Raw genomic sequence first — 19,544 nt, 5'->3', positions numbered from 1 at the left:
CATGATTCGTGAAATTCTGAAAATGGGCGATGAGCGCCTGCTGCGCATCGCCCCACCGGTACCGCCCGAGATGTTCGACAGCGCCGAGCTCTGGCAACTGATCGACGACATGTTCCAGACCATGGAAAGTGTTGGCGGGGTTGGCCTCGCGGCGCCGCAGATCGGGGTCGACCTGCAACTGGTGATCTTTGGTTTCGAGCACAGCGAGCGCTACCCGGACGCCGAGGCGGTCCCGCAGACCATCCTGATCAACCCGTTGATCACCCCGCTGGGTCCGACCTTGGAAGAGGGCTGGGAAGGGTGCCTGTCGGTACCCGGTTTGCGCGGCGCGGTGCAGCGTTATCAGCACATTCGCTATGAAGGTTTCGACCCCAAGGGCGAACCTGTGGTGCGCATTGCCTCGGGCTTTCATGCTCGGGTGGTGCAGCATGAGTGCGACCATCTGATCGGGCGGTTGTACCCGTCGCGGATCGATGACTTCAGCAAGTTCGGCTTCACCGAGGTGATGTTCCCCGATCTTGAGCCCGGTTCGGACGAGTGAGCTGAAAGAGGGGATGCCCCTTGGCTGACCAATCCTCCCTCTTGCCGCCGGTGCCGGATCTCCCGGCCCCGGCGGTGTCGCTTACTTGGCTGGTTTGATAAAGCGCAGGGTCATGCGATCCGATTCGCCGATCGCCAGGTAGCGAGCCTTGTCCTGTTCACCCAGCTTGAATGACGGGGGCAGGGTCCAAACCCCCTCCGGGTAATCCTTGGAGTCCTTGGGGTTGGCATTGATCTCGCTCTGGCCATCCAAGACAAAACCGGCATCAGTGGCCAGTTGCACCACATAGGCCGTGGTCAGGTAGCCGCTGTGCTTGATGTCTTCCAGGGAAGCCCCGTCTTTAGCCCGATGATCGACCACCCCCAGCACGCCGCCCGGTTTCAATACCTTGAAGAACGCCTGGAACATGCTGGGTGCGGTATCGGCCATGACCCAGTTGTGCACGTTGCGAAAGGTCAGCACTGCATCGGCCGAGCCGGGTTGGCCCAGTACCGGGGCCTTGGGGTCGAATTCGACGAAGCGCGCCTGGGCATAGTGCTCGGGGTCGGCGGCGAATTTCTGCCGCAGGCTGTCCGCTGCCTTCTTGAAGTATTCACCACTGGCCGGCGCTTGCAGGGCCGCAATGTAGTGCCCCTTTTGCTTGAGCAAAGGGGCCAGGATCTCGCTGTACCAGCCGCCGCCGGGAGTGATTTCGATCAGGGTCTGTTGCGGGCGCAGGCCGAAGAACTGCAAGGTCTGTTGCGGATGCCGATAGACATCCCGCGCCGAGTTGGCCGGCGCGCGCCAACTGCCGGCCAGGACCTGAGCATAGTGTTGCGAGGTGACCGGGGCGTTTTCGGCGCCATGGCTGACGGCGGGGAGCAGCAGGGCAGTGAGGGATAAGGCCAGAAGCGTGGGTTTCATGTCGGGTCCTGAGAGGGGGCGGTTTGCCCCGAGGCTAACACGCAGTCCCTCCGGCCTTATGTGACCAAATCTTCAGTGCTGCTAACCAACGGTTCTATGCCCATGGCGATCATCGCCTTGTTGCGCCGGTAGCGAACCAGGCGCTCGGCCATGGCCTGGGGCAGGACCGAAGTGCAGGCAAAACCCATGGCTTCATACAGGCCTTGCAGGTCCGGATGACAGAACAGCCACAGCGGCCCGTCGAGTGGTGCCCTGGCCTGGGCCACCAGTTGCCTGGCGATGCCTTGCCCGCGGTAATCCGGGTCGACAAACAGCCCCGTCAACCAATAACCCTTCGACACCTTTTTTACACTCAGCCCGCCGACTATGGTTTCGTCTCGTGCGACCCAGAGCTCTCCATCGCTGGCGCGCATGGGCGAGTCATGGTCACGGTAAAACTTGTTCAGCAACGGCCGCAGGTCGTCGCTTAACTGGCTGATTTGAACGCTGGGCATGGGCTTTTCGGGTCGGGTTGCAGGAGGGCGCGCAATTATAAAGGACTTCGCTTGCACTATAGGTGGTATACCTCAAGGTCTATCCCGCATCAGTGGAGTGTGCATCATGTCCAAAGGTATGAACTCAAAGAAAAGCGTGAAGAAAAAACCGGCTAAAACAGCGGATGAAAAGCGCGCGGACAAGAAAACCAAGAAAACCGAAGTGAATGTTTTCGGTCATTGATTGCACTTGATGAAGCCCGCCTGGCGGGCTTCATACTCTTTTATCCACTGCCTGTTATCGCCCTGCCAGTTTCCCCCCCCTTCGCTAAAACCTTCTGCGCACGCTGTTACGCCAGTTCCACCGCCAGCGCGGCCTTGACTGAGGCGCGCACCTCGATCCGTGCCTGAAAACGAGCCAGTGCTGGCCATTGCCCCAGATCGATGGCAAAGCCCAGGGTCCAGCGCAGCACGGTAAACAAATAGGCATCGGCTACGCTGAAATGGCTTCCCAGCAAGTAGTCCTGCTGCTCCAGTCGCTGATTCAGCAGGTCAAGGCGTTTGAACAAGGTGTGGCGCAACAGCGTTTTGGCTTCTTCGCCAAGCTGGGTGCTGAACAGCCAGCCCAGGCCACCGTGGACCTCGCTGGAAATGAAGTTCAGGTCCTCCTGCAGGCGCACCCGCTCCCAGCTGCCATTGGCCGGGGCCAGGCCTGCGTCGGGCTTGAGGTCGGCCAGGTACTGCAAGATCGCCGGCCCTTCGGTCAGCACCTGTCCGTTGTCCAGTTGCAGGGCGGCGACGTAGCCCTTGGGGTTGATGGCGAGAAAGTCCGCGCCATCGGCAGTGAGCTTGCTGCGGTTGTCGACACGGATGGCGCGAAACGGCAGCTGCAGTTCACGTAACACGATATGGGCGGCGAGGGAGCAGGCTTGCGGAGCGTAATAGAGCTTCATCGAGTGCACTCAGGGGGGAGGGGGCGTTTGAATCAGTGTCATAGTCCTGGGTGCTCTGGGTAAAATTAATCTTTCAGAAAACTCCCATAAGGTCAGCTACTGGCATGATGAACCTGATGCATTGGCGGCTGTTGGTGGCGATCGCCGACAGCGGCAATATCACCCGCGCCGCGGAGCAGGTGGGCATGACTCAATCGGGCGCCAGCCAGGCCCTGGCGCTGGTGGAAGATACGCTCGGGGTGCAGCTGTTCACCCGGGAAAACCGCCAGACCCAGCCCACCGCCATCGGCTTCCAGGTGCTGGAGCAGGCGCGGCTGATGCTCGCGGCACTGCAGGCCATCCGTGAAACCGCGGAGCAGGCGCGGCCGATTCAGCGCGGCAGCATCCGTCTGGCCAGTTTCCCCATGGTGCTGGCGACCTTTCTGCCGCCGTTGCTGCGTCGTTTCAACCAGCTGTACCCGGGCATCCAGGTGCTGGCGCTGGAGGTCAGTGATGATGAGGTCGAGGCGCTGCTCGCTGCCGGCCTGACAGATGTGGGCGTGGTGCTCAATCCGCCTGCTGGAGGCCAGGCCCGATTGCTGGGGCTCGACAGCTGGGTGGCGGTGCTGCCGGTCGGCCATGCTTTGGCCCGGCGTTCGAATGAACAGGGCCTTGCCCTGGCGGAACTGGTGGCACAACCCTTTGTACTGGCCACGGGCGGCTGTTCGGTAAACGCCCGGAGCCTGGCGCTGGACGTCGGGCTCGCGCTGGCGGATGTGCGCGTCGAGGTCCGTGAGTGGAACAGCGCCTTCACCCTGGTTCGCGAGCAGGTCGGGGTCAGCCTGGTGCCCCAGAGCGCCTTGCCCGACAACCGCCAGGGTCTTCGGGTGTTGCCCTTGAGTGTGCCGATCGATCGCCGCTTTGCCCTGGTGCCGGCGCCGGGGCGGCCACCTTCGTTAGCGGTACAGGCATTGCTGGATATGCTCGACGGTTGATCCGCCACTAATGGCTGGCCTTTAGTTAGTTTGCGAAGGGTTTTAGAACCTGGAGAAAGTTGCCAATACTGGCTGACTAATGGCCTTGCGCGGTTGCCATGCCTGTCTATGCTCAGCGCTAATGGTTTATGTCGATCGCCATATCAACCGCTTGTTTTAGGCATCAGCCGGCATGTAACCGTTATGAAACAAAGCGCCTGAATACGTGAACAGCCTCAAGAGTGCGCAACTAAGGCACCGGGATCTGACGGAGTTTTTATTAAATGGAGTTATTTGCAATGTTGGGTTGGGCCCGGAAACGGGCCATCAAGAAAAGGATGGCTTGATAAGAGCGTTGCTCTATGGACACTCCGATTAAACATCATTTATCACCTGACACACTCTCTCCCGTGGAGCGAGACGCTTGCCATGTTCAAGGAAACAATGTGGTGGATCAATTGAAAGACTTGGAACTTCCGTCAATCAAAAGACAGCGTTAAAGGTGATACAACATGTTTAATTTACATCACAAGTCTGACCTGCTTGAAATTGAACGATTTACCTGTGCGCTGACCGAGGCCAAAGCCAAGTTGGCGGCGATCAGCCGTTCCATGGCGATGATCGAGTTCTCCCCGGATGGCATCGTCCTCGACGCCAACGAACACTTTTGCCAGACCATGGGCTATACCGCTGACGAAATTCGCGGCAAGCACCATCGGATCTTTTGCGAAGAAGAGTTCTACCGCAGCGAGGAGTACGCCAAGCTCTGGCGCGATCTGGCGCGCGGTGAGCCCATCAGCGGGACCTTTCTGCGCCTCGACAAGCGCGGCCACGAGATCTGGCTCGAAGCCAGTTACATGCCGGTGCTGGGCCCCGACCGGCAGGTGCAGAGCGTGATCAAGGTGGCGGCGGACATCTCGCAACGAATCCACACCGAACATGAAAACCAGAGCCTGCTCAACGCCATCGGCCGGTCCATGGCGGTTATCGAGTTTTCCCCGGACGGCAAGATCCTCACCGCCAACGAGAACTTCCTGAAGACCATGGGCTATTCGCTGAACGAGATCGTCGGGCAGCACCACAGCATGTTCTGCCATCGCGCCGAAGCCGAGTCCCAGGCCTACAAGTTATTCTGGGCTTCACTCAATCGCGGCGAGTACCACTCCCACCGCTTCGAGCGGGAAAACAAATACGGCCAGACCGTATTCCTGGAGGCGTCCTACAACCCGCTGTTCGATGCCAAGGGCCGCCTGTACAAGGTGGTCAAGTTCGCCAGCGACATTACCCAGCAGATGAACACCTTGCAGACGGCTGCCGACTCCGCCCATAGCACCTCGGTACAGAACGATGCCTGCGCGCAAAAGGGCTCGAAGGTCGTGCAGCAGACGGTGCAGATCATCGAGGAGATCTCCCGGGACCTCAACGAAGCTGCGCGCAGCATTGACGCGGTGAGCAAGCAGTCCGACATCATCGGCACCATTGTCCAGACCATCCGCGGCATTGCCGACCAGACCAACCTGCTGGCGCTCAACGCGGCGATCGAGGCGGCCCGGGCCGGCGAGCACGGGCGGGGCTTTGCCGTAGTGGCGGATGAGGTGCGCAGCCTGGCGGCGCGGACCAGCCAGGCGACCCTGGAAATTGTCGAGGTGGTGCGCAAGAACCACGATCTGTCCCTCAGCGCGGTGACCAGCATGCAATCAAGCCTCAGCCGCACCGGGCTCGGGGTGGAGCTGGCGAACGAGGCCGGTTCGGTGATCCTGGAAATCCAGCAGGGTTCGCGGCATGTGGTGGATGCCATCAGCCAGTTCAACTCGACCTTGCAGCTGCAATAGCCAGCGGCGGCACACAAAAAAAGGGTTCCCGAGGGAACCCTTTTTCAATGCAGCGACTATTACAGCGCAGCGAGAAACTTGTCCGCGACTTGCGGCGTGGTCACGCTCTCGGCTTTCTCGGTCTGCGCCAGCGTCATCTTGTCTTCGATGCGCTGGGCAATTTCCTTGCCGATGGCCAGTTGCTGCTCCGGTGGCATGCTCTTTATGTCGTCTTCGGTGATGCCCAGTTCCTTGAGGATGCTGTCGCGCATCCGCTGCTCGGGGCTTTTGCTCATGTAATCCTTGAAGTCGGTCATCGCGGCGCTTTGGGTCGCGGTGGTGGCTTCAGGCGTGGTGGTGGTCGGCGGGGTGGCCTGCAGCAGTACGCGGGTCTTGGCGAACGCCGCGTCGACATTGTCGGTCACGGTGTTGCTGGCCTGTTGCGTGGCCTGGGAGGCCTGGAACGTCGCGGCGTTCTGCACGTTTTGCATCATGCCGCTGTAAAGAGCGCTGGCGGCAGCCGTGGTCGGGTCCATATCGGATCGCTGGGTGGGCTGCACCGCGATATCTTTCTGTGCGTTGACCAACATGATTGGGCACCTGGTGGTAATGGCTATGCTGGGTAACAAGCAATTTACATACCGATAAACCCAGTCCTTATATATCAAGGGCTTGTGTGACTTTCGCGGTCCTGGCCAGGGCCAGGGCGGACAAGCCTTGCCGCTTTGCGGCAGCTGCCAGGGGCAATGGCCGCCGCGTGCAGATGGTCAGTAGCTGATGCCGATTCCGAAGTCTTCGGCAAAGGCATCATCCTGCGGCTGATAACCGAGGACCCGGGTGGTCTCGCTGAGGTCCAGGCGCTTGAAGCGGTTGTTGGAGATGCCATGACCGATCAAGTGCTGAACCCCCGGAGTTTCTACCGAGCGTTGCAGCAGCTGCACCGCGTCCCGCGGGCTCAACCAGGCGCTCAAGTCACGGGTGGTGGTCAGCTCGTGGTGTTCGGGGAACTCGAAGGCGCCGATGCGCAGGGCAATGCACGACAAACCGCGCTTGGCTGAATAAAAGGCACACAGCGCTTCGCCGTAGCATTTGCTGACGCCATACAGGTTGGCCGGCATCACCGGCATGCCCGGAGTGATCTGGCGGTCCACCGGGTAGCCTTCGATGGTTTGTGCACTGCTGGCGAACACCACGCGCTTGCAGCCGGCGGCCACCGCCGCTTCGAAGAGGTAGGTGGTGGCCAGGATATTGTTGGGCAGCAACTCGTCGAAGGACGCCGTGGCGTGGGGGATGCCGGCCAGGTGCACGATCACGTCGATGCCCTCCAGCAGCGACCCGATGGCCTGGGGATCGGTCAGGTCCAGGCGCAGGAAGCGGTGGGGTGCCGCGACCTCGAAATCCGCCTCGATGCGATCGGTTAGGGTGAAGCGGTAGCGCTCGCTGGAGGCCTGGAAAAAGGTTTTGCCAATCCTGCCGCAGGCACCTGTCAGCAGTACGTTGAGTCCGTTCATGAAAGTCTCTTTTTGTGGTTTTGTGAGGGGGCTGCGCTGCTTTACGGGATGCCGTTGCAGCCATGGAGCCGGAAACCCGGGCGTTGCCCGAGACGTTCGTAATACGCCATGACCGCGGGGTAGTCGGGGCGGGTCATGGGCGTCATCAGCCAGCGATTGACCGACAGCCCGAGCACGATATCGGCCAGGCTGAAGTGCGCGCCCGTGACATAAGCCCCGGTGGCCGCCAGTTGTTGTTCAAGAATCGCCATCTTGCTGTTCCAGCCTTGAATGCCGGCGGTGATCCGCTGCGGATCCTGGTATTCCGGGTTCTGCCGCACCAGGGCGACGAAGGCGTAGCTCCAGGCCGGATTGAGCTCGGTGGCTTGCCAGTCCATCCATTGCTCGACCATGGCCCGGGCGCGTGGCTCCCCGGGCAGCAGGTCGCTGTGGTGCGCCAGGTAGCGGCAAATGGTGTTGGATTCCCACAACGCGCCGGCGTCATCGATCAGCACCGGAACCTGGGCGTTGGGATTGAGCTGAAGAAACTGCGGGCTGTGGGTCGATTGAAAGCCGCTGCCCCAGTCTTCACGTTCGTATGAAAGATCCAGCTCAGAGCAGGTCCACAGGACTTTCCTGACATTGATCGATGAGGCTTTACCGAGAATCTTGCGGGAACCCATAACGCGTCCTTGGCAGTGCGTGGCTCCCGGAATTTACCAGCGTCGGAGCGCTGTTGTCTGTTGCTAACGGTTGCGCCTCAGCTGGCCTGCTGGGGTGTCGGGTCCGGCAGGGCCGAGGTGGGCAGGCCGAACACCCGATCGAACAGCCAGTTGAAGGCAAAGGCGTAGCACGGGATAAACAGGATCAACGCCAGGTCGAGCAGGAATGCTTGCGCCAGGCTGATGTTCATCCACCAGGCGATCAACGGAATCAGGAACACGATCAACGTCAATTGGAACCCCACGGCGTGGGCAATGCGCCGTTTGACCGTACGCGTGCGGGATGGCTGGCGACTTTCCCAGCGCTCGAACAGGCTGGTGTAGATGAAGTTCCAGGTCACGGCGATGCTGGTGATGACCACAGCCAGGGGCCCGGTACTGTGGGGCGAGGTGCCGGACAGCAGGGCCAGGCCGAGGGCCGAAAAGGTCATGCCGAACACTTCGAACAACGCCACATACACCAGTTTGCGTTTCACGCCTTGCATGGTTTTTCCTCTGTTTCAAATGCATCAGGCCAGCCTGTTGGCTACGGGTGGCTGGCGAAGGGCGCAAAAGATAGCTTCAATATGCCTGACAGAAAAAGTCAGTAGCTTTCAGTTTTTCTGATAGGTTGCGCTGATGAATTTCTCCAGTGACAGCATCCAGTTGTTTCTCGCCGTGCTTGAGCGCGGCTCGTTTTCCGCCGCTGCCCGGTCCCTGGGCAAGGTGCCTTCGGCCGTGAGCATGGGCATCGCCAACCTTGAGGCCGAGCTCGGTTATGCCTTGTTCGATCGCAGCCACCGCGAGCCGGTGCCGACGCCCCAGGCCTTGACGCTGGCACCCCATGCGCGGTTGATCGCCGACCAGCTCAGGCAATTGCAGGTGCATGCCATCGAGCTGTCCCTGGGGTTGGAAAGCCGTCTGTCCATCGCTGTGGTGGATGACCTGGACAAGCGCCGGGTGCTGGCGGCGATCAAGCTGATTGCCGAGCGCTACCCGTTGCTGGATGTCGAAGTGCTGACCGCGCCCCAGGATGACGTGCTGCAGCTTTTGCACAGCGGGAGGGTCAGCGTCGGGGTGGCGTTCGCCGAGCTGGGAGTGAGTGCGCGGCAGTTTTTCCAGTTCGTCGGCAGCGAGCACATGACGGCCTGCGTCTCGGCCCGGCATTCACCCTTCGCCGGCCCGGACGAGCCGCTGTACCTGGAAGAACTGATCAAGTCACGGCAGGTGGTGGTGGCCAGCCGGGACTTGCCGATCAGCGATGGTCGGGCACTGGTGGGCGAGTCGTTCTGGCGCACCGACAGCCTGGCCATGGCCCTGGATATGGTCGAGTCCGGCCTGGGCTGGGGCAATTTTGCGCTGTCGGTGATCGAACCCCTGCTGGCGTCCGGCCGGCTCAAGCGCCTGAGGTTCAAGAACATCGAGAACGGCTTGCTGCTGCCGGTGCACGCGGTATGGCTGAAAAACCAGCCGCTGCAAAAGGCGGCTCTGGCGTTTGTGCAATTGATGAGTGGTGAGGATCCGGCGCTCGACCACTCGCCACACTGAGGGATGACAGCGCTTAGGTACTTTCCCGCACCCGCAACTCGAACCCCATGTCCACCACCGGCTTGGCCACGGTATTGCCGGCCATCAGGGTCAGCATCTGCTCCGCGGCGCGGCGGCCGATGGCTTCGCGCGGGGTGCTGATGCTGCTCAGGCGCGGCACCATGTGCTCCGAGGAGGGCAGGTCGTTGAACCCCAGGATCGCCACCTGTTGCGGCACCTTGATCCCGTGACGCAGGGCTTCGAGCAGCGCGCCCTGGGCCAGGTCGTCGTTGCCGAAGAAAATCGCGTCCACCTGGGGGTGGCTGTGCATCATCTGCATAAACAGCTCGCCGCCCAGGCCCACGGAGGACGGGCGCGGGGTCAGCAGTTCGAGGTCCGGGTCATACAAGCCGGCTTTTTGCAGGGCCCGACGAAAGCCTTCGCCGCGCAGCAGGGTGCGTTGATCCAGCTGGGCGCCGATATAGGCCAGGCGCTTGCGACCACGGGACAGCAGGTGTTCGGCAGCGGTTTCGCCTGCGTTCAATTGCGAGAAGCCGACGCAGTTCAGGCCGGCGCCGGGGTCCAGTTCCATCATGTACACGCACGGAATATTGTTCGCCTCGATCATCCGGCGAGCACTCTCGGTGCGGTCGAAGCCGGTCAGCAACAGGCCCCGAGGCTGATAGGCCAGGTAGTTGCGCAGCAGATTTTCTTCTTCGTCGCGGGAATAGTGGTAGTTGCCGATCAGCACTTCGAAGCCCTTGGGACGCAGCACCTGATGGATGGCTTCCAGGGTTTCGATAAACAGCAGGTTGGACAACGAGGGCACCAGCACCACCACCGAATGGCCCTGGGCCGAGGCCAGGGCGCGGGCGGCGGAGTTGACCACATAGTTGAGTTCCAGGGCGGCCTGCTGGACTTTTTCCACCAGCTCAGCGGCCACGCTGCTGATGCCACGCAGGGCGCGCGACGCGGTGATCGGGCTGACCCCGGCCAGGCGCGCGACTTCATTGAGGGTCGGGCGTCCCGTGGTACGGGTATTTTTATCGTTCTTGTGAGTGGTCATCAGACGGCTTGCCAAACAAAATTCAAGTCACTAAGGTAGCGCTGTCTCGAAACAGCTGCAAATGTGTGAGCGCGGGTTGCCTGACCTGCGCTCTTTGGTTTCGGGGCCTATATACGCGGCAACCCACAAAAATGACAAGAAGGCGTCGGCAGAAACTATTTTTGCACTAGAGTTTCCAAGAGCGAAGGTAGCGCTGTCTGCGTGTTGAGGTGTTACATGAGTCAACCCATCACCGCCCTGGTCATCATGGGCGTTGCCGGCTGCGGCAAGTCCAGTGTCAGTGAGGCCTTGTGCCGGCACAGCGGCGCCACGGCCATTGAAGGCGATACGTTCCACCCTGCCGCCAACATCGCCAAGATGAGCGCCGGCATTCCCCTGGACGACGACGACCGTGCCGGCTGGCTCGACAGCCTGTGCGATGAGTTGCGCCGCGCCCTGGCCGCCGGTCAGATACCGGTGCTGACCTGTTCGGCGCTCAAACGCAAATACCGCGATCGCCTGCGCAGCGCCACGCCGGGCCTGGGGTTTGTATTCCTCGAGCTGACGCCCGAAGTGGCGGCTGACCGGGTATCCCATCGCCCTGGCCACTTCATGCCCTCGACCCTGATCGACAGCCAGTTCGCCACCCTCGAATCGCCGGTAGGCGAGGCCCTGACCCTGGCCCTGGATGCGTCGAACCACAGCGTCGACGAGTTGGCCGATCAAGCCCACCACTGGTGGCTGGAACACGGTTTGAAACTTGCGGTATGAATTCGATCTCAATAGATAGCGCTGTCCTGATGGCTGGCGAATTACCCGCTTTAATAACAACAACAATCAGGAGACACCCCTAATGTTTGGCATGTCCCACGAGACGTTCCTGCTGCTCGATGCAGTGGTCACGGTGATCGGGCTTATCGTCCTGATTACCCAGTTCAAGCTGCACCCGTTCATTGCCCTGATCATCGCCTCGGCCTTTCTCGGCCTGACCTCCGGCATGCCCATCGGCACCATCATCAAGGCGTTTCAGGACGGCTTCGGTGGCGTGCTCGGGTTTGTCGGCATCATCCTCGCCCTGGGCACCATGCTCGGCAAAATGATGGCCGAATCGGGCGGGGCGGATCAGATCGCCCAGACCCTGATCCGGGCGTTCGGCAAGGACAAGGTGCAGTGGGCCATGATGTTCGCCGCGTTCCTGGTGGGCATCCCGCTGTTCTTTGAAATCGGTTTTGTGCTGCTGATTCCCCTGGTGTTTATCGTGGCCCGGCGCACCGGTGTATCGATCATCAAGATCGGCATCCCGCTGCTGGCCGGCCTGTCCGCGGTGCACGGCCTGGTGCCGCCGCACCCTGGCCCGTTGCTGGCGATCGGGGTGTTTGGTGCCGACATCGGTAAAACCATTCTTTACGGCCTGATCGTGGCGTTGCCGACGGCGATCATTGCCGGTCCGATCTACGGCACCTTTATTGCCAAGTACATTCCGGGCCACGCCAACCAGGAACTGGTCGACCAACTGGCCCGCGAGCCGGATTCGGCCGAGCTGCCGAGCTTCGCCATCACCCTGGTGACCGTGCTGCTGCCGGTGTTCCTGATGCTGCTGAAAACCTTCGCCGACGTCGCCCTGCCGGATGGCAACTTCTTCCGCACCTGGATGGACATGATCGGTCACCCGATCTCGGCGCTGCTGCTGGCCTTGCTCCTGTCGCTGTACACCTTTGGTGCGCGCCAGGGCATCGATTCCAAGCGCATTCTCAAGTTGCTGGATGCGAGCCTTGCACCCACCGCCGCGATCATTTTGATCATCGGTGCCGGTGGCGGCTTCAAGCAGATGCTGGTGACCAGCGGCGTGGGTGATGTGATCGGGCATATGGCGGTCAACGCTCAGATTTCGCCGATCCTCCTGGCCTGGCTGGTGGCCGCGGTGATCCGCATTGCGACCGGTTCGGCGACCGTGGCCACCATTACTGGCGCGGGCATCGTGGTGCCGGTGGTGGGGATGATCCCGGGCGTCAACCGTGAGCTGCTGGTGCTGGCCACCGGTGCCGGTTCGTTGATCCTGTCCCACGTCAATGACGCCGGGTTCTGGTTGGTCAAGCAGTACTTCAACATGACCGTGGCCGAAACTTTCAAGACCTGGACCGCGATGGAAACCATCCTCTCGGTCGTGGGCCTGATCTTTATCCTGCTGCTGTCGCTGGTGGTCTAAACCACACTGGCAGCCACTGCCCCGGGTGGTGGCTGCACCGGCATAAAAAAACCGCATCGCTGCGGTTTTTTTGTGGCTGGGGTTCAGGCCTCAGGTACTTTTACCGACCAGGCCATCGGCGCGGAACATGCCGCGAATACCCCGTACCGCCTGGCGGATACGGTCCTGGTTTTCGATCAGGGCAAAGCGCACATGGTCATCGCCGTATTCGCCGAAACCTACTCCAGGCGAGACACAGACCTTGGCCTCGGCCAGCAGTTTCTTGGCGAATTCCAGGGAGCCCAGGTGAGCATAGGCCTCGGGGATCTTGGCCCAGACATACATCGAGGCTTTCGGGTTTTCGACCATCCAGCCCAGTTCGTGCAGGCCCTTGACCAGCACATTGCGCCGCTGCCGATACTGCTCGGCAATGTCCTTGACGCACTGTTGATCGCCTTCCAGCGCGGCAATCGCCGCCACCTGCAACGGGGTGAAGGTGCCGTAGTCGTGGTAGCTCTTGATCCGCGCCAGGGCGTTGACCAGCTCCGGGTTGCCGACCATGAAACCGATACGCCAGCCGGCCATGTTGTAGCTCTTGGACAGGGTGAAAAACTCCACCGCGATGTCCTTGGCCCCCGGCACCTGCATGATCGACGGTGCTTTCCAGCCGTCGTAGACGATGTCGGCGTAGGCCAGGTCATGCACCACCAGTACGTCGTACTGCTTGGCGAGGGCGATCACCCGCTCGAAAAAGTCGAGCTCCACGCACTGCGCGGTGGGGTTGGACGGGAAGCCCAGGATCATCATTTTCGGCTTGGGGATGGAGCCGCGAATCGCCCGCTCCAGCTCGGCGAAAAAGTCCACGCCTGGAATCAGCGGCACCGAACGCACCTGGGCCCCGGCAATCACCGCGCCGTAGATATGGATCGGGTAGCTCGGGTTGGGTACCAGGACCGTGTCGCCCTGGTCCAGGGTCGCCAGCATCAGGTGCGCCAGGCCTTCCTTGGAACCGATGGTGACGATGGCTTCTTCTTCGGGGTCGATATCGACCTCGTAGCGATCCTTGTACCAGCGGGAAATCGCCCGGCGCAGGCGTGGAATGCCGCGGGACGTGGAGTAGCCGTGAGTGTCTTCGCGCTGGGCGACGGTGACCAGTTTTTCCACGATATGCGGCGGCGTGGGGCCATCGGGGTTACCCATGCTCAAGTCGATGATGTCTTCGCCGCGCCGACGCGCAGCCATCTTCAGCTCGGCAGTGATATTGAAAACATAGGGGGGGAGTCGATCTATGCGCGCAAAGCGGCGCGGCGAACCTTGGTCGGCCATTGTTGCCTCGAAATACGTAAGCGCCCGGAACCGTCCGAGCGACGTTGGCCACTGCGGTGGCCTGCGGCGCTGACGATAAGGGCGTGGCTGGCTGTTTGTCCAGAGGGCGGAGATTATTTTTACGGCGGCGGTCGGGGCATTTGTGAGGCGCGGTGGTTTGCCGCTATAACGTGCACGCTTTTTGCCTTAGCAAGTGGCGCCCCATGATGGGGCCCTGTGTGCAACTGCCTTGAACGGGATGAATGATGGAGTTTACCAGCGGCTTTCTGCTGAGCCTTTCGCTGTGCCTGGACATCGGCGTGGCCAATATCGCGATGATTACCCTGGCCATGCAGCGCGGCTATTTTCAAGGTTTCTGCCTGGGCCTGGGGACCTGTGTCGGCGACCTGATCTATGCCGTACTGGCCCTGGCCGGGATGACCGTGCTGTTGCAGTACGAGAGCGTGCGCTGGGTATTGTGGGTCGGGGGCTCGGCGCTGCTGGTGTACTTCGCGGCGAAAATGATCTATTCGGCGATCCACCACAGTTCGGTGCTGGCGCAGGCGAGTGAGGGGAACAACGGCTCGCCGCGCAAAGAGTTCTTTCGCGGAATCTTCCTGGCCATGTCATCCCCCAGCGCGATCCTCTGGTTCGCCGCGGTGGGCGGCACCCTGATTGCCCGATCCGGTGGCGGCGGCATCGCCAGTTCCGGGTTGTTCCTGGCCGGGTTCTTCTGCGCCGGGCTGGTCTGGACCATGGGCTTGTGCCTGGCGGCGACCCAGGGAGGCAAGTTGCTCGGCGACAAACTGCTGCGCTACTCCTATCTGGCATCTGCGGCGATCTTCTGCTATTTCGCGGTCTACGTGATCCTATCCGGTTACCAGGAGTTTATCGGCGGCGGCGCCCTGGCAGAACTTCCAGCACTCTGACGAAGCAATTCGGGTTTGGCCTCTATACTTGCAGCCGAACCCGTTTCTTACCGGCAGGAGTGGCTTTTCATGGATGAGCAAAAACAGGGCATTGCCTCGCAACCGCGCTTCGAAAGAGGGCGTTTTCTGCTGCTTGCCGGTTTGGGCGGACGTTACGACCAGGCCAGCGCCGCGACTATTCCCCAGCTCTGGGAGCAATTTGCGCCCCATATCGGCCAGGTGCCGGGCCAGGTGGATGACGTGACCTACGGTATTTGCTGCAACGCCGATGGCCAGGGTGCGTTCGACTACGTGGCAGGTGTCGAGATCAGCAAGCTCGACGACTTGCCCGAGCGATATCGCTGGGTTGAAGTGCAGCCGCAGCACTACGCGGTATTCGAGCATCAGGGGCCGTTGCAGTCCTTGCCCCAGACCTTTCACTACATCTGGAAAACCTGGCTGCCGCAGTCCGGGCGCGAGGCGGCGGATGCGCCGGAGTTCGAGCGTTACAGCGCCGACTTCAACCCGGCCACCGGTGACGGTGTGCTGGAAATCTGGTTGCCGCTCAAGGCCGACTGAGGCGTTTTCGATGGCGCTCTGACGAGTGCTGCAACGGGCAGCGGCCAGGGGCACTCAGCGCTGTTTTTTATCCCGTCGTTCATGCAGAAAGTCGATGTACAGCGTGATGAAACCGAAGGTGCTGATGCCAAACAACAGAAGCAGGCCGATTTGGGTGTTGCTCATGGACAGGGCTCCGATAGAGGAGGCGGGCGCCCAGCCAGTTAAAGGCCGGGAGCACGCCGGGCACAGATAAATAGCCCCGTCGCCGGGCCTTGGCCAGGGTGTATATGGAGGTTTTACGGCCTGGCGAAGGATCCATATGCAACTGATACGTTTTTGTCCGGCAGGCAGTTGGCAACGCCCCGGCGTTGGTAGAATCCGCGCCTGCCCCTTCACCCGCCCGAGGTCCCCGTTGCCCGCCATGAATGCTTCCAGTCTTGAAATTCGCCAGGTCCTGCCCGCCGACCTGGACCGTTGTTTCGCCATCGAAACCCTGGCCTATGAGGGCGACGAAGCCGCCACCCGGGAAAAGATCGCAACCCGTATCGCCACCTGGCCCACCGGCTTTATCGTTGCTGAAGTGGACGGGGTGATCGCCGGCTTTATTAACTCCGGTGCGGCCTTTGAGGTGGAAATGGCCGATGAGGCGTTCAAGGAACTGATCGGCCACGACCCGGCCGGGCCCCATGTGGTGATCATGTCAGTGGTGGTGCACCCGGACTACCAGGGCCAGGGCGTGGCGCGGCAACTGCTGCAGGCGTTTATCGGCAACATGCGCGAACTGGGCAAGGCCAGCATCCACCTGATGTGCAAGGAGCGGCATGTGCCGTTGTACCAGCGCTTCGGCTTTGTCTACTGCAAAGCCTCGGCGTCGGACCACGGCGGCATGGCCTGGCACGAAATGGTGCTTGAGCTGTAGGCCTGCGGCCTTAGAAGTTCAGGGTCATCCTGCGTTCGTAGCCGATGCGGCCCTTGTAGGCCTCGCCGCTGTCGACCCAGCCCTGTTTCAGGTAGAGCTTGAGCGCGGCCTGGTTATCGGCATCCACCGACAGCATCAAGCCCTTGAGTTCCGGCCAGGCCAGGCGCGCCGCCTCGGGCAGCGCTTGCAGGCAGGCCTGGCCGTAACCCCGGCCCTGGACCCGATGGTCGACTTGCAGGGCATGCAGGGTGGCGGTGCCAGCACTGGCCCAGTGCGGCAGGAATGGCCCGTGCTTGAGCAGCAGAAAGGCCACCGGCCGTTCATCGGCGAGCAGAGCGAAGCCCTTGATGCCCGGCTCCGGCGCCTTGAGCAGGGTATGCAGGGCGGTGTAGATGTCGCCGGAAAAAGCCTTTTGTTCCGGGTGTACTTCAAGTCCGTCGAGTTGCTCGCGCTGGGTGGCGTCGAGCTGTTCGTAAGGCACCAGTCGGGTAGTCAAGGCACTGTCCATGTTGTTTTTGGAGGGGCGTCGATTTTAGCGATTTGCGGTGCGTGCGCATTTTTTTTCTTGGGCATGTCGATTGGCGGGGCGCGCAGACGACTAAGGGTGTCTTCACTCAATGGCAAGGAGTACCCCCATGAGCATGCACCCCAGTGAAACCCAGATCCGCAGCCTGATCGACGCCTGGCGCCAGGCGGTGATGGCCAAGGATATCGAGCGCATCGTCAGTTACTACGCCGATGACATCACCGCCTTCGACGCGGTGGGCGCCCTGCAATTCAAGGGCAAGCAGGCCTACCGCGATCATTGGCAGGCGTGCATGGAGTTCTGCCCCGGGCCGGGGATTTTCGATTTCGAGCAATTGCTGATCGTGGCCGCCGACGACATCGCCTTCGCCCACTGGCTGGCCCATTGCGGCGGTACTGATGAGCAGGGGCAGACCAAGGCCTGCTGGATGCGGGTCAGTGCCGGTTACCAGCGTATCGACGGACAGTGGCGGGTGCGGCATGAGCACTGGTCGGCACCGTTCGACATGCAAAGCGGCAGCACTCAGTTCGACCTGCAACCCTGATCGTCGGGTTTTTCGGCAAAGCGCCCAACAGCGGCCATAGTTGATCAGCCCGATCATGGAGAGCCCCCATGAAATACCTATGCCTGGTCTACAGCGACGAACAGTTGCTGCACAGCTTGCCCGACAGCCCGGCGGACGCCGAATGCATGGCTTACGCCGAAGCGGTGCAGGGCAGTGGCCGCATGCTCGCCGCCGAGGCGCTGGCGTCGGTGCAGAGCGCAACCACGGTGCGCATGCGCGCCGGCAAGCTGTCGATCACCGATGGCCCATTTGCTGAAACCAAGGAGCAACTGGCCGGTTTCTACCTGATCGAGGCCCGTGACCTGAACGAAGCCCTCCAGGTCGCCGGGCATATTCCGGCGGCGCGGGTCGGCAGCGTCGAGGTGCGCCCGGTACGTCAATTGAATCCCTGATAACAACCATAAACAGGAGTTTGACCATGACTCATGCGCAAGCAGGCCACGCGCCTGCCCAGTACCAACTGTCCATCAGCCGCCTGATCGATGCGCCTCGGCGCAAGGTGTTTCGTGCCTGGACCGAGCCAGCCCTGCTCGCTCAATGGTGGGGGCCCCATGGCATGACCACGCCCGAATGCGAGATGGACCTGTGGGTCGGTGGCCAGTTTCGCACCCTGATGCGCGCGCCGGACGGCCAGGAATACCCGACCATGGGGGTGTTCCTGGAGATCGTCGCGCCGCGCCGGCTGGTGTTTACCGACGCCTTTGTCCCGGGCTGGATCCCCTCGGCCAAGCCCTTCATGACCGCCGAAGTGACCTTCGACGAAGTCGATGGCAAGACCCTCTACACCGCGCGCGCCATGCACTGGAGCGAAGCCGATCAGAAGGCCCATGAGGCAATGGGTTTTCATGAAGGCTGGGGCCAGAGCCTGGACCGATTGGTCACCCTGGTCACCCAAGGCATGCCGGACTGATGCCCAGGCACGCGGGGCAGGCCGTCCCGGCACTGGTCGAGACGGTCTACCGCGAGCAGTCGCGGCGCATCCTGGCGACCCTGATACGCCTGCTGGGGGATTTCGACCTGGCTGAAGAGGCCATGCACGAGGCGTTTTTTGTCGCGGTCGAACGTTGGCAGCGCGATGGCGTGCCGGATAACCCCCGGGCCTGGCTGGTTTCGGTCGGGCGCTTCAAGGCGATTGACGGCCTGCGCCGGCGCGCGCGGTTTGCTGCGTCCCAGGCGGCGCTGGCCAGGCAGTTGGAACAGTTGGAGCAGACCGAGTGGAGCGAGGACGATGTGGAAGATGATCGCCTGCGGCTGATCTTCACCTGCTGCCACCCGGCCCTGGCGGCGGATGCGCAAGTGCCGTTGACCCTGCGCGAGATCTGCGACCTGAGTACCGAGCAGATTGCCCGGGCCTTTCTCACGGCCCCGGCGACCATTGCCCAGCGCATTGTGCGGGCCAAGGCCAAGATCCGTGAGGCGAAAATTCCTTATCAGGTACCGTCCCTGGGTGAGCTGCCGGAGCGCCTGGACAGCGTGCTGCGGGTGATTTATCTGGTATTCAACGAGGGTTATTCGGCGTCCGTCGGCACTGAGCTGACCCGTGACGAGCTGACCCGCGAGGCCATTCGCCTGGGGCGGCTGTTGCTGGAGCTGCTGCCGGAACCGGAAGTCATGGGCCTGCTGGCGCTGATGCTGCTGCATGAGTCGCGACGCCCGGCGCGGGTTTCCGTGACTGGCGAGTTGGTGCTGCTGGATGAACAGGATCGGCGGCTGTGGAACGCCGAACTGATCGTCGAAGGCTGCGCCCTGGTCGAGCGGGCGCTGGGCACCCGGCGCTTCGGGGTTTACTGCCTGCAGGCGGCGATTGCAGCCGTGCATGCCGAGGCGCCGACAGCGGGGCAGACCGACTGGGCGCAGATTGTCGGCCTGTATGACGTGCTGTTGCGGGCGCTACCATCGCCGGTGATCGAACTCAACCGCGCCGTGGCCCTCGCTCAGCGCGACGGTCCGCAGGCGGGGTTGGAGCAGGTAGAGGCGCTGCTGGCCCGTGGCGAATTGCAGGATTACCACCTGGCGCACTCGGCCCGGGCCGAATTCTGCCGCCAGCTGGGCCACGACGAACAGGCCCGCGAAGCGTACCTGCGGGCCCTGCAACTGACCCGCCAAGACCCCGAACGCCGCTTTCTCGAACGCCGCCTCGCTGCCCTGCCGCCGTCCTTGTAGCCGAGCCTGGCGGCA

Annotated in this window: 23 protein-coding genes and 1 pseudogene; 14 read left to right on the top strand and 10 right to left on the bottom strand. The window is 61.8% G+C overall.

All coding sequences use genetic code 11. From position 1 onward, the window contains the following. The first annotated feature begins 1 nt into the window (after position 1). Positions 2-541: a peptide deformylase gene (def, locus tag ACOZJV_RS22805; RefSeq protein WP_201132046.1), complete on the top strand. Its 540-nt coding sequence runs from the start codon at positions 2-4 to the stop codon at positions 539-541. 81 nt (positions 542-622) lie between these two features. On the opposite strand, the gene ACOZJV_RS22800 is transcribed toward def, so the two are convergent. The 3 genes from ACOZJV_RS22800 to gstA all read right to left on the bottom strand — a co-directional run bounded on the left by ACOZJV_RS22800 (position 623) and on the right by gstA (position 2,870). Further along, on the bottom strand, positions 623-1,444 hold the full coding sequence (locus ACOZJV_RS22800) for a class I SAM-dependent methyltransferase (protein ID WP_201132045.1): 822 nt from the start codon (positions 1,442-1,444) through the stop codon (positions 623-625). 56 nt (positions 1,445-1,500) lie between these two features. Then, on the bottom strand, positions 1,501-1,938 hold the full coding sequence (locus tag ACOZJV_RS22795; RefSeq protein WP_078470911.1) for a GNAT family N-acetyltransferase: 438 nt from the start codon (positions 1,936-1,938) through the stop codon (positions 1,501-1,503). Positions 1,939-2,267: 329 nt separating this feature from the next. Then, the gene (gstA, locus tag ACOZJV_RS22790) at positions 2,268-2,870 is read right to left on the bottom strand and encodes a glutathione transferase GstA (RefSeq protein ID WP_421548567.1); all 603 of its coding nucleotides are present in this window, start codon (positions 2,868-2,870) and stop codon (positions 2,268-2,270) included. Between the two features lie 104 nt (positions 2,871-2,974). Between gstA and ACOZJV_RS22785 the strand changes: the two genes are divergently transcribed. From ACOZJV_RS22785 to ACOZJV_RS22775, 3 genes and pseudogenes are all read left to right on the top strand, one after another. Next, positions 2,975-3,844 carry a LysR family transcriptional regulator gene (locus ACOZJV_RS22785; RefSeq protein WP_421548566.1) on the top strand — a complete coding sequence of 290 codons (870 nt, stop codon included), beginning with the start codon at positions 2,975-2,977 and terminating at the stop codon, positions 3,842-3,844. Between the two features lie 491 nt (positions 3,845-4,335). Further along, a pseudogene (locus ACOZJV_RS22780) lies at positions 4,336-5,061 on the top strand (PAS domain-containing protein); the annotation flags it as partial. Positions 5,062-5,115: 54 nt separating this feature from the next. Beyond that, a complete protein-coding gene (locus ACOZJV_RS22775) occupies positions 5,116-5,655 on the top strand; it encodes a methyl-accepting chemotaxis protein (protein ID WP_371106516.1) in 540 nt (179 codons plus the stop codon). 59 nt (positions 5,656-5,714) lie between these two features. Here the strand turns inward: ACOZJV_RS22775 and ACOZJV_RS22770 are convergent, their stop codons facing one another. From ACOZJV_RS22770 to ACOZJV_RS22755, 4 genes are all read right to left on the bottom strand, one after another. Next, the gene (locus ACOZJV_RS22770) at positions 5,715-6,224 is read right to left on the bottom strand and encodes a hypothetical protein (RefSeq protein WP_421548565.1); all 510 of its coding nucleotides are present in this window, start codon (positions 6,222-6,224) and stop codon (positions 5,715-5,717) included. 177 nt (positions 6,225-6,401) lie between these two features. Further along, complete coding sequence (locus ACOZJV_RS22765) at positions 6,402-7,145, bottom strand: NAD-dependent epimerase/dehydratase family protein (protein ID WP_421548564.1); 744 nt, start codon at positions 7,143-7,145, stop codon at positions 6,402-6,404. A 41-nt stretch (positions 7,146-7,186) separates the two neighbouring features. Then, a complete protein-coding gene (locus tag ACOZJV_RS22760) occupies positions 7,187-7,807 on the bottom strand; it encodes a glutathione S-transferase (RefSeq protein ID WP_421548563.1) in 621 nt (206 codons plus the stop codon). Between the two features lie 77 nt (positions 7,808-7,884). Continuing rightward, positions 7,885-8,331, bottom strand: a complete 447-nt coding sequence (locus tag ACOZJV_RS22755; protein WP_020295745.1) for a PACE efflux transporter — start codon at positions 8,329-8,331, stop codon at positions 7,885-7,887. Positions 8,332-8,464: 133 nt separating this feature from the next. Between ACOZJV_RS22755 and ACOZJV_RS22750 the strand changes: the two genes are divergently transcribed. Next, positions 8,465-9,373 carry a LysR family transcriptional regulator gene (locus ACOZJV_RS22750; protein ID WP_078470905.1) on the top strand — a complete coding sequence of 303 codons (909 nt, stop codon included), beginning with the start codon at positions 8,465-8,467 and terminating at the stop codon, positions 9,371-9,373. Between the two features lie 13 nt (positions 9,374-9,386). Here the strand turns inward: ACOZJV_RS22750 and ACOZJV_RS22745 are convergent, their stop codons facing one another. Continuing rightward, positions 9,387-10,418 carry a LacI family DNA-binding transcriptional regulator gene (locus ACOZJV_RS22745; protein ID WP_078470904.1) on the bottom strand — a complete coding sequence of 344 codons (1,032 nt, stop codon included), beginning with the start codon at positions 10,416-10,418 and terminating at the stop codon, positions 9,387-9,389. Between the two features lie 216 nt (positions 10,419-10,634). Here ACOZJV_RS22745 and ACOZJV_RS22740 point away from each other — a divergent pair, with 216 nt between their 5' ends. Beyond that, the gene (locus ACOZJV_RS22740) at positions 10,635-11,168 is read left to right on the top strand and encodes a gluconokinase (protein ID WP_078470903.1); all 534 of its coding nucleotides are present in this window, start codon (positions 10,635-10,637) and stop codon (positions 11,166-11,168) included. Positions 11,169-11,250: 82 nt separating this feature from the next. Next, positions 11,251-12,603, top strand: coding sequence for a GntP family permease (locus ACOZJV_RS22735; RefSeq protein ID WP_020295741.1), 1,353 nt, complete (start codon positions 11,251-11,253; stop codon positions 12,601-12,603). 90 nt (positions 12,604-12,693) lie between these two features. On the opposite strand, the gene alaC is transcribed toward ACOZJV_RS22735, so the two are convergent. Next, entirely contained in the window at positions 12,694-13,908 is a 1,215-nt protein-coding gene (gene alaC, locus ACOZJV_RS22730; RefSeq protein ID WP_078470902.1) for an alanine transaminase, read from the bottom strand. Positions 13,909-14,153: 245 nt separating this feature from the next. Here alaC and ACOZJV_RS22725 point away from each other — a divergent pair, with 245 nt between their 5' ends. The 3 genes from ACOZJV_RS22725 to ACOZJV_RS22715 all read left to right on the top strand — a co-directional run bounded on the left by ACOZJV_RS22725 (position 14,154) and on the right by ACOZJV_RS22715 (position 16,275). After that, on the top strand, positions 14,154-14,816 hold the full coding sequence (locus ACOZJV_RS22725) for a LysE family translocator (RefSeq protein ID WP_421548590.1): 663 nt from the start codon (positions 14,154-14,156) through the stop codon (positions 14,814-14,816). Positions 14,817-14,885: 69 nt separating this feature from the next. Beyond that, positions 14,886-15,374: a GyrI-like domain-containing protein gene (locus ACOZJV_RS22720; RefSeq protein ID WP_020295738.1), complete on the top strand. Its 489-nt coding sequence runs from the start codon at positions 14,886-14,888 to the stop codon at positions 15,372-15,374. Positions 15,375-15,777: 403 nt separating this feature from the next. Continuing rightward, entirely contained in the window at positions 15,778-16,275 is a 498-nt protein-coding gene (locus tag ACOZJV_RS22715; protein ID WP_078470901.1) for a GNAT family N-acetyltransferase, read from the top strand. 10 nt (positions 16,276-16,285) lie between these two features. Here the strand turns inward: ACOZJV_RS22715 and ACOZJV_RS22710 are convergent, their stop codons facing one another. Continuing rightward, positions 16,286-16,771: a GNAT family N-acetyltransferase gene (locus ACOZJV_RS22710; RefSeq protein WP_421548562.1), complete on the bottom strand. Its 486-nt coding sequence runs from the start codon at positions 16,769-16,771 to the stop codon at positions 16,286-16,288. Positions 16,772-16,910: 139 nt separating this feature from the next. Here ACOZJV_RS22710 and ACOZJV_RS22705 point away from each other — a divergent pair, with 139 nt between their 5' ends. The 4 genes from ACOZJV_RS22705 (at position 16,911) to ACOZJV_RS22690 (ending at position 19,529) form a co-directional block, all read left to right on the top strand. Continuing rightward, on the top strand, positions 16,911-17,345 hold the full coding sequence (locus ACOZJV_RS22705; protein WP_421548561.1) for a YybH family protein: 435 nt from the start codon (positions 16,911-16,913) through the stop codon (positions 17,343-17,345). A 68-nt stretch (positions 17,346-17,413) separates the two neighbouring features. Then, positions 17,414-17,758, top strand: a complete 345-nt coding sequence (locus ACOZJV_RS22700) for a YciI family protein (protein ID WP_020295733.1) — start codon at positions 17,414-17,416, stop codon at positions 17,756-17,758. Between the two features lie 26 nt (positions 17,759-17,784). Next, a complete protein-coding gene (locus ACOZJV_RS22695; protein ID WP_020295732.1) occupies positions 17,785-18,276 on the top strand; it encodes an SRPBCC family protein in 492 nt (163 codons plus the stop codon). Continuing rightward, positions 18,276-19,529, top strand: coding sequence for an RNA polymerase sigma factor (locus ACOZJV_RS22690; RefSeq protein ID WP_421548560.1), 1,254 nt, complete (start codon positions 18,276-18,278; stop codon positions 19,527-19,529). Before ACOZJV_RS22695 ends, ACOZJV_RS22690 begins: the two co-directional genes overlap by 1 nt. Positions 19,530-19,544: the final 15 nt, after the last annotated feature.

The sequence above is a fragment of the Pseudomonas sp. QD4 genome (assembly GCF_049199125.1).
Lineage (GTDB): Bacteria > Pseudomonadota > Gammaproteobacteria > Pseudomonadales > Pseudomonadaceae > Aquipseudomonas.
Note: the sequence above shows the minus strand (reverse complement) of the source record. Positions and strands in the feature narration are given on the sequence as shown.

Bases quoted from the DNA above. Each gene is read 5' to 3' on its own strand.
- ACOZJV_RS22690 (WP_421548560.1), top strand. From the start codon at position 18,276: ATGCCCAGGCACGCGGGGCAGGCCGTCCCGGCACTGGTCGAGACGGTC.
- ACOZJV_RS22785 (WP_421548566.1), top strand. From the start codon at position 2,975: ATGATGAACCTGATGCATTGGCGGCTGTTGGTGGCGATCGCCGACAGC.
- ACOZJV_RS22755 (WP_020295745.1), bottom strand. From the start codon at position 8,331: ATGCAAGGCGTGAAACGCAAACTGGTGTATGTGGCGTTGTTCGAAGTG.
- gstA (WP_421548567.1), bottom strand. From the start codon at position 2,870: ATGAAGCTCTATTACGCTCCGCAAGCCTGCTCCCTCGCCGCCCATATC.
- ACOZJV_RS22770 (WP_421548565.1), bottom strand. From the start codon at position 6,224: ATGTTGGTCAACGCACAGAAAGATATCGCGGTGCAGCCCACCCAGCGA.
- ACOZJV_RS22705 (WP_421548561.1), top strand. From the start codon at position 16,911: ATGAGCATGCACCCCAGTGAAACCCAGATCCGCAGCCTGATCGACGCC.
- alaC (WP_078470902.1), bottom strand. From the start codon at position 13,908: ATGGCCGACCAAGGTTCGCCGCGCCGCTTTGCGCGCATAGATCGACTC.
- ACOZJV_RS22715 (WP_078470901.1), top strand. From the start codon at position 15,778: ATGAATGCTTCCAGTCTTGAAATTCGCCAGGTCCTGCCCGCCGACCTG.
- ACOZJV_RS22795 (WP_078470911.1), bottom strand. From the start codon at position 1,938: ATGCCCAGCGTTCAAATCAGCCAGTTAAGCGACGACCTGCGGCCGTTG.
- ACOZJV_RS22700 (WP_020295733.1), top strand. From the start codon at position 17,414: ATGAAATACCTATGCCTGGTCTACAGCGACGAACAGTTGCTGCACAGC.
- ACOZJV_RS22775 (WP_371106516.1), top strand. From the start codon at position 5,116: ATGAACACCTTGCAGACGGCTGCCGACTCCGCCCATAGCACCTCGGTA.
- ACOZJV_RS22765 (WP_421548564.1), bottom strand. From the start codon at position 7,145: ATGAACGGACTCAACGTACTGCTGACAGGTGCCTGCGGCAGGATTGGC.
- def (WP_201132046.1), top strand. From the start codon at position 2: ATGATTCGTGAAATTCTGAAAATGGGCGATGAGCGCCTGCTGCGCATC.
- ACOZJV_RS22750 (WP_078470905.1), top strand. From the start codon at position 8,465: ATGAATTTCTCCAGTGACAGCATCCAGTTGTTTCTCGCCGTGCTTGAG.
- ACOZJV_RS22695 (WP_020295732.1), top strand. From the start codon at position 17,785: ATGACTCATGCGCAAGCAGGCCACGCGCCTGCCCAGTACCAACTGTCC.
- ACOZJV_RS22760 (WP_421548563.1), bottom strand. From the start codon at position 7,807: ATGGGTTCCCGCAAGATTCTCGGTAAAGCCTCATCGATCAATGTCAGG.
- ACOZJV_RS22745 (WP_078470904.1), bottom strand. From the start codon at position 10,418: ATGACCACTCACAAGAACGATAAAAATACCCGTACCACGGGACGCCCG.
- ACOZJV_RS22800 (WP_201132045.1), bottom strand. From the start codon at position 1,444: ATGAAACCCACGCTTCTGGCCTTATCCCTCACTGCCCTGCTGCTCCCC.
- ACOZJV_RS22735 (WP_020295741.1), top strand. From the start codon at position 11,251: ATGTTTGGCATGTCCCACGAGACGTTCCTGCTGCTCGATGCAGTGGTC.
- ACOZJV_RS22725 (WP_421548590.1), top strand. From the start codon at position 14,154: ATGGAGTTTACCAGCGGCTTTCTGCTGAGCCTTTCGCTGTGCCTGGAC.
- ACOZJV_RS22740 (WP_078470903.1), top strand. From the start codon at position 10,635: ATGAGTCAACCCATCACCGCCCTGGTCATCATGGGCGTTGCCGGCTGC.
- ACOZJV_RS22720 (WP_020295738.1), top strand. From the start codon at position 14,886: ATGGATGAGCAAAAACAGGGCATTGCCTCGCAACCGCGCTTCGAAAGA.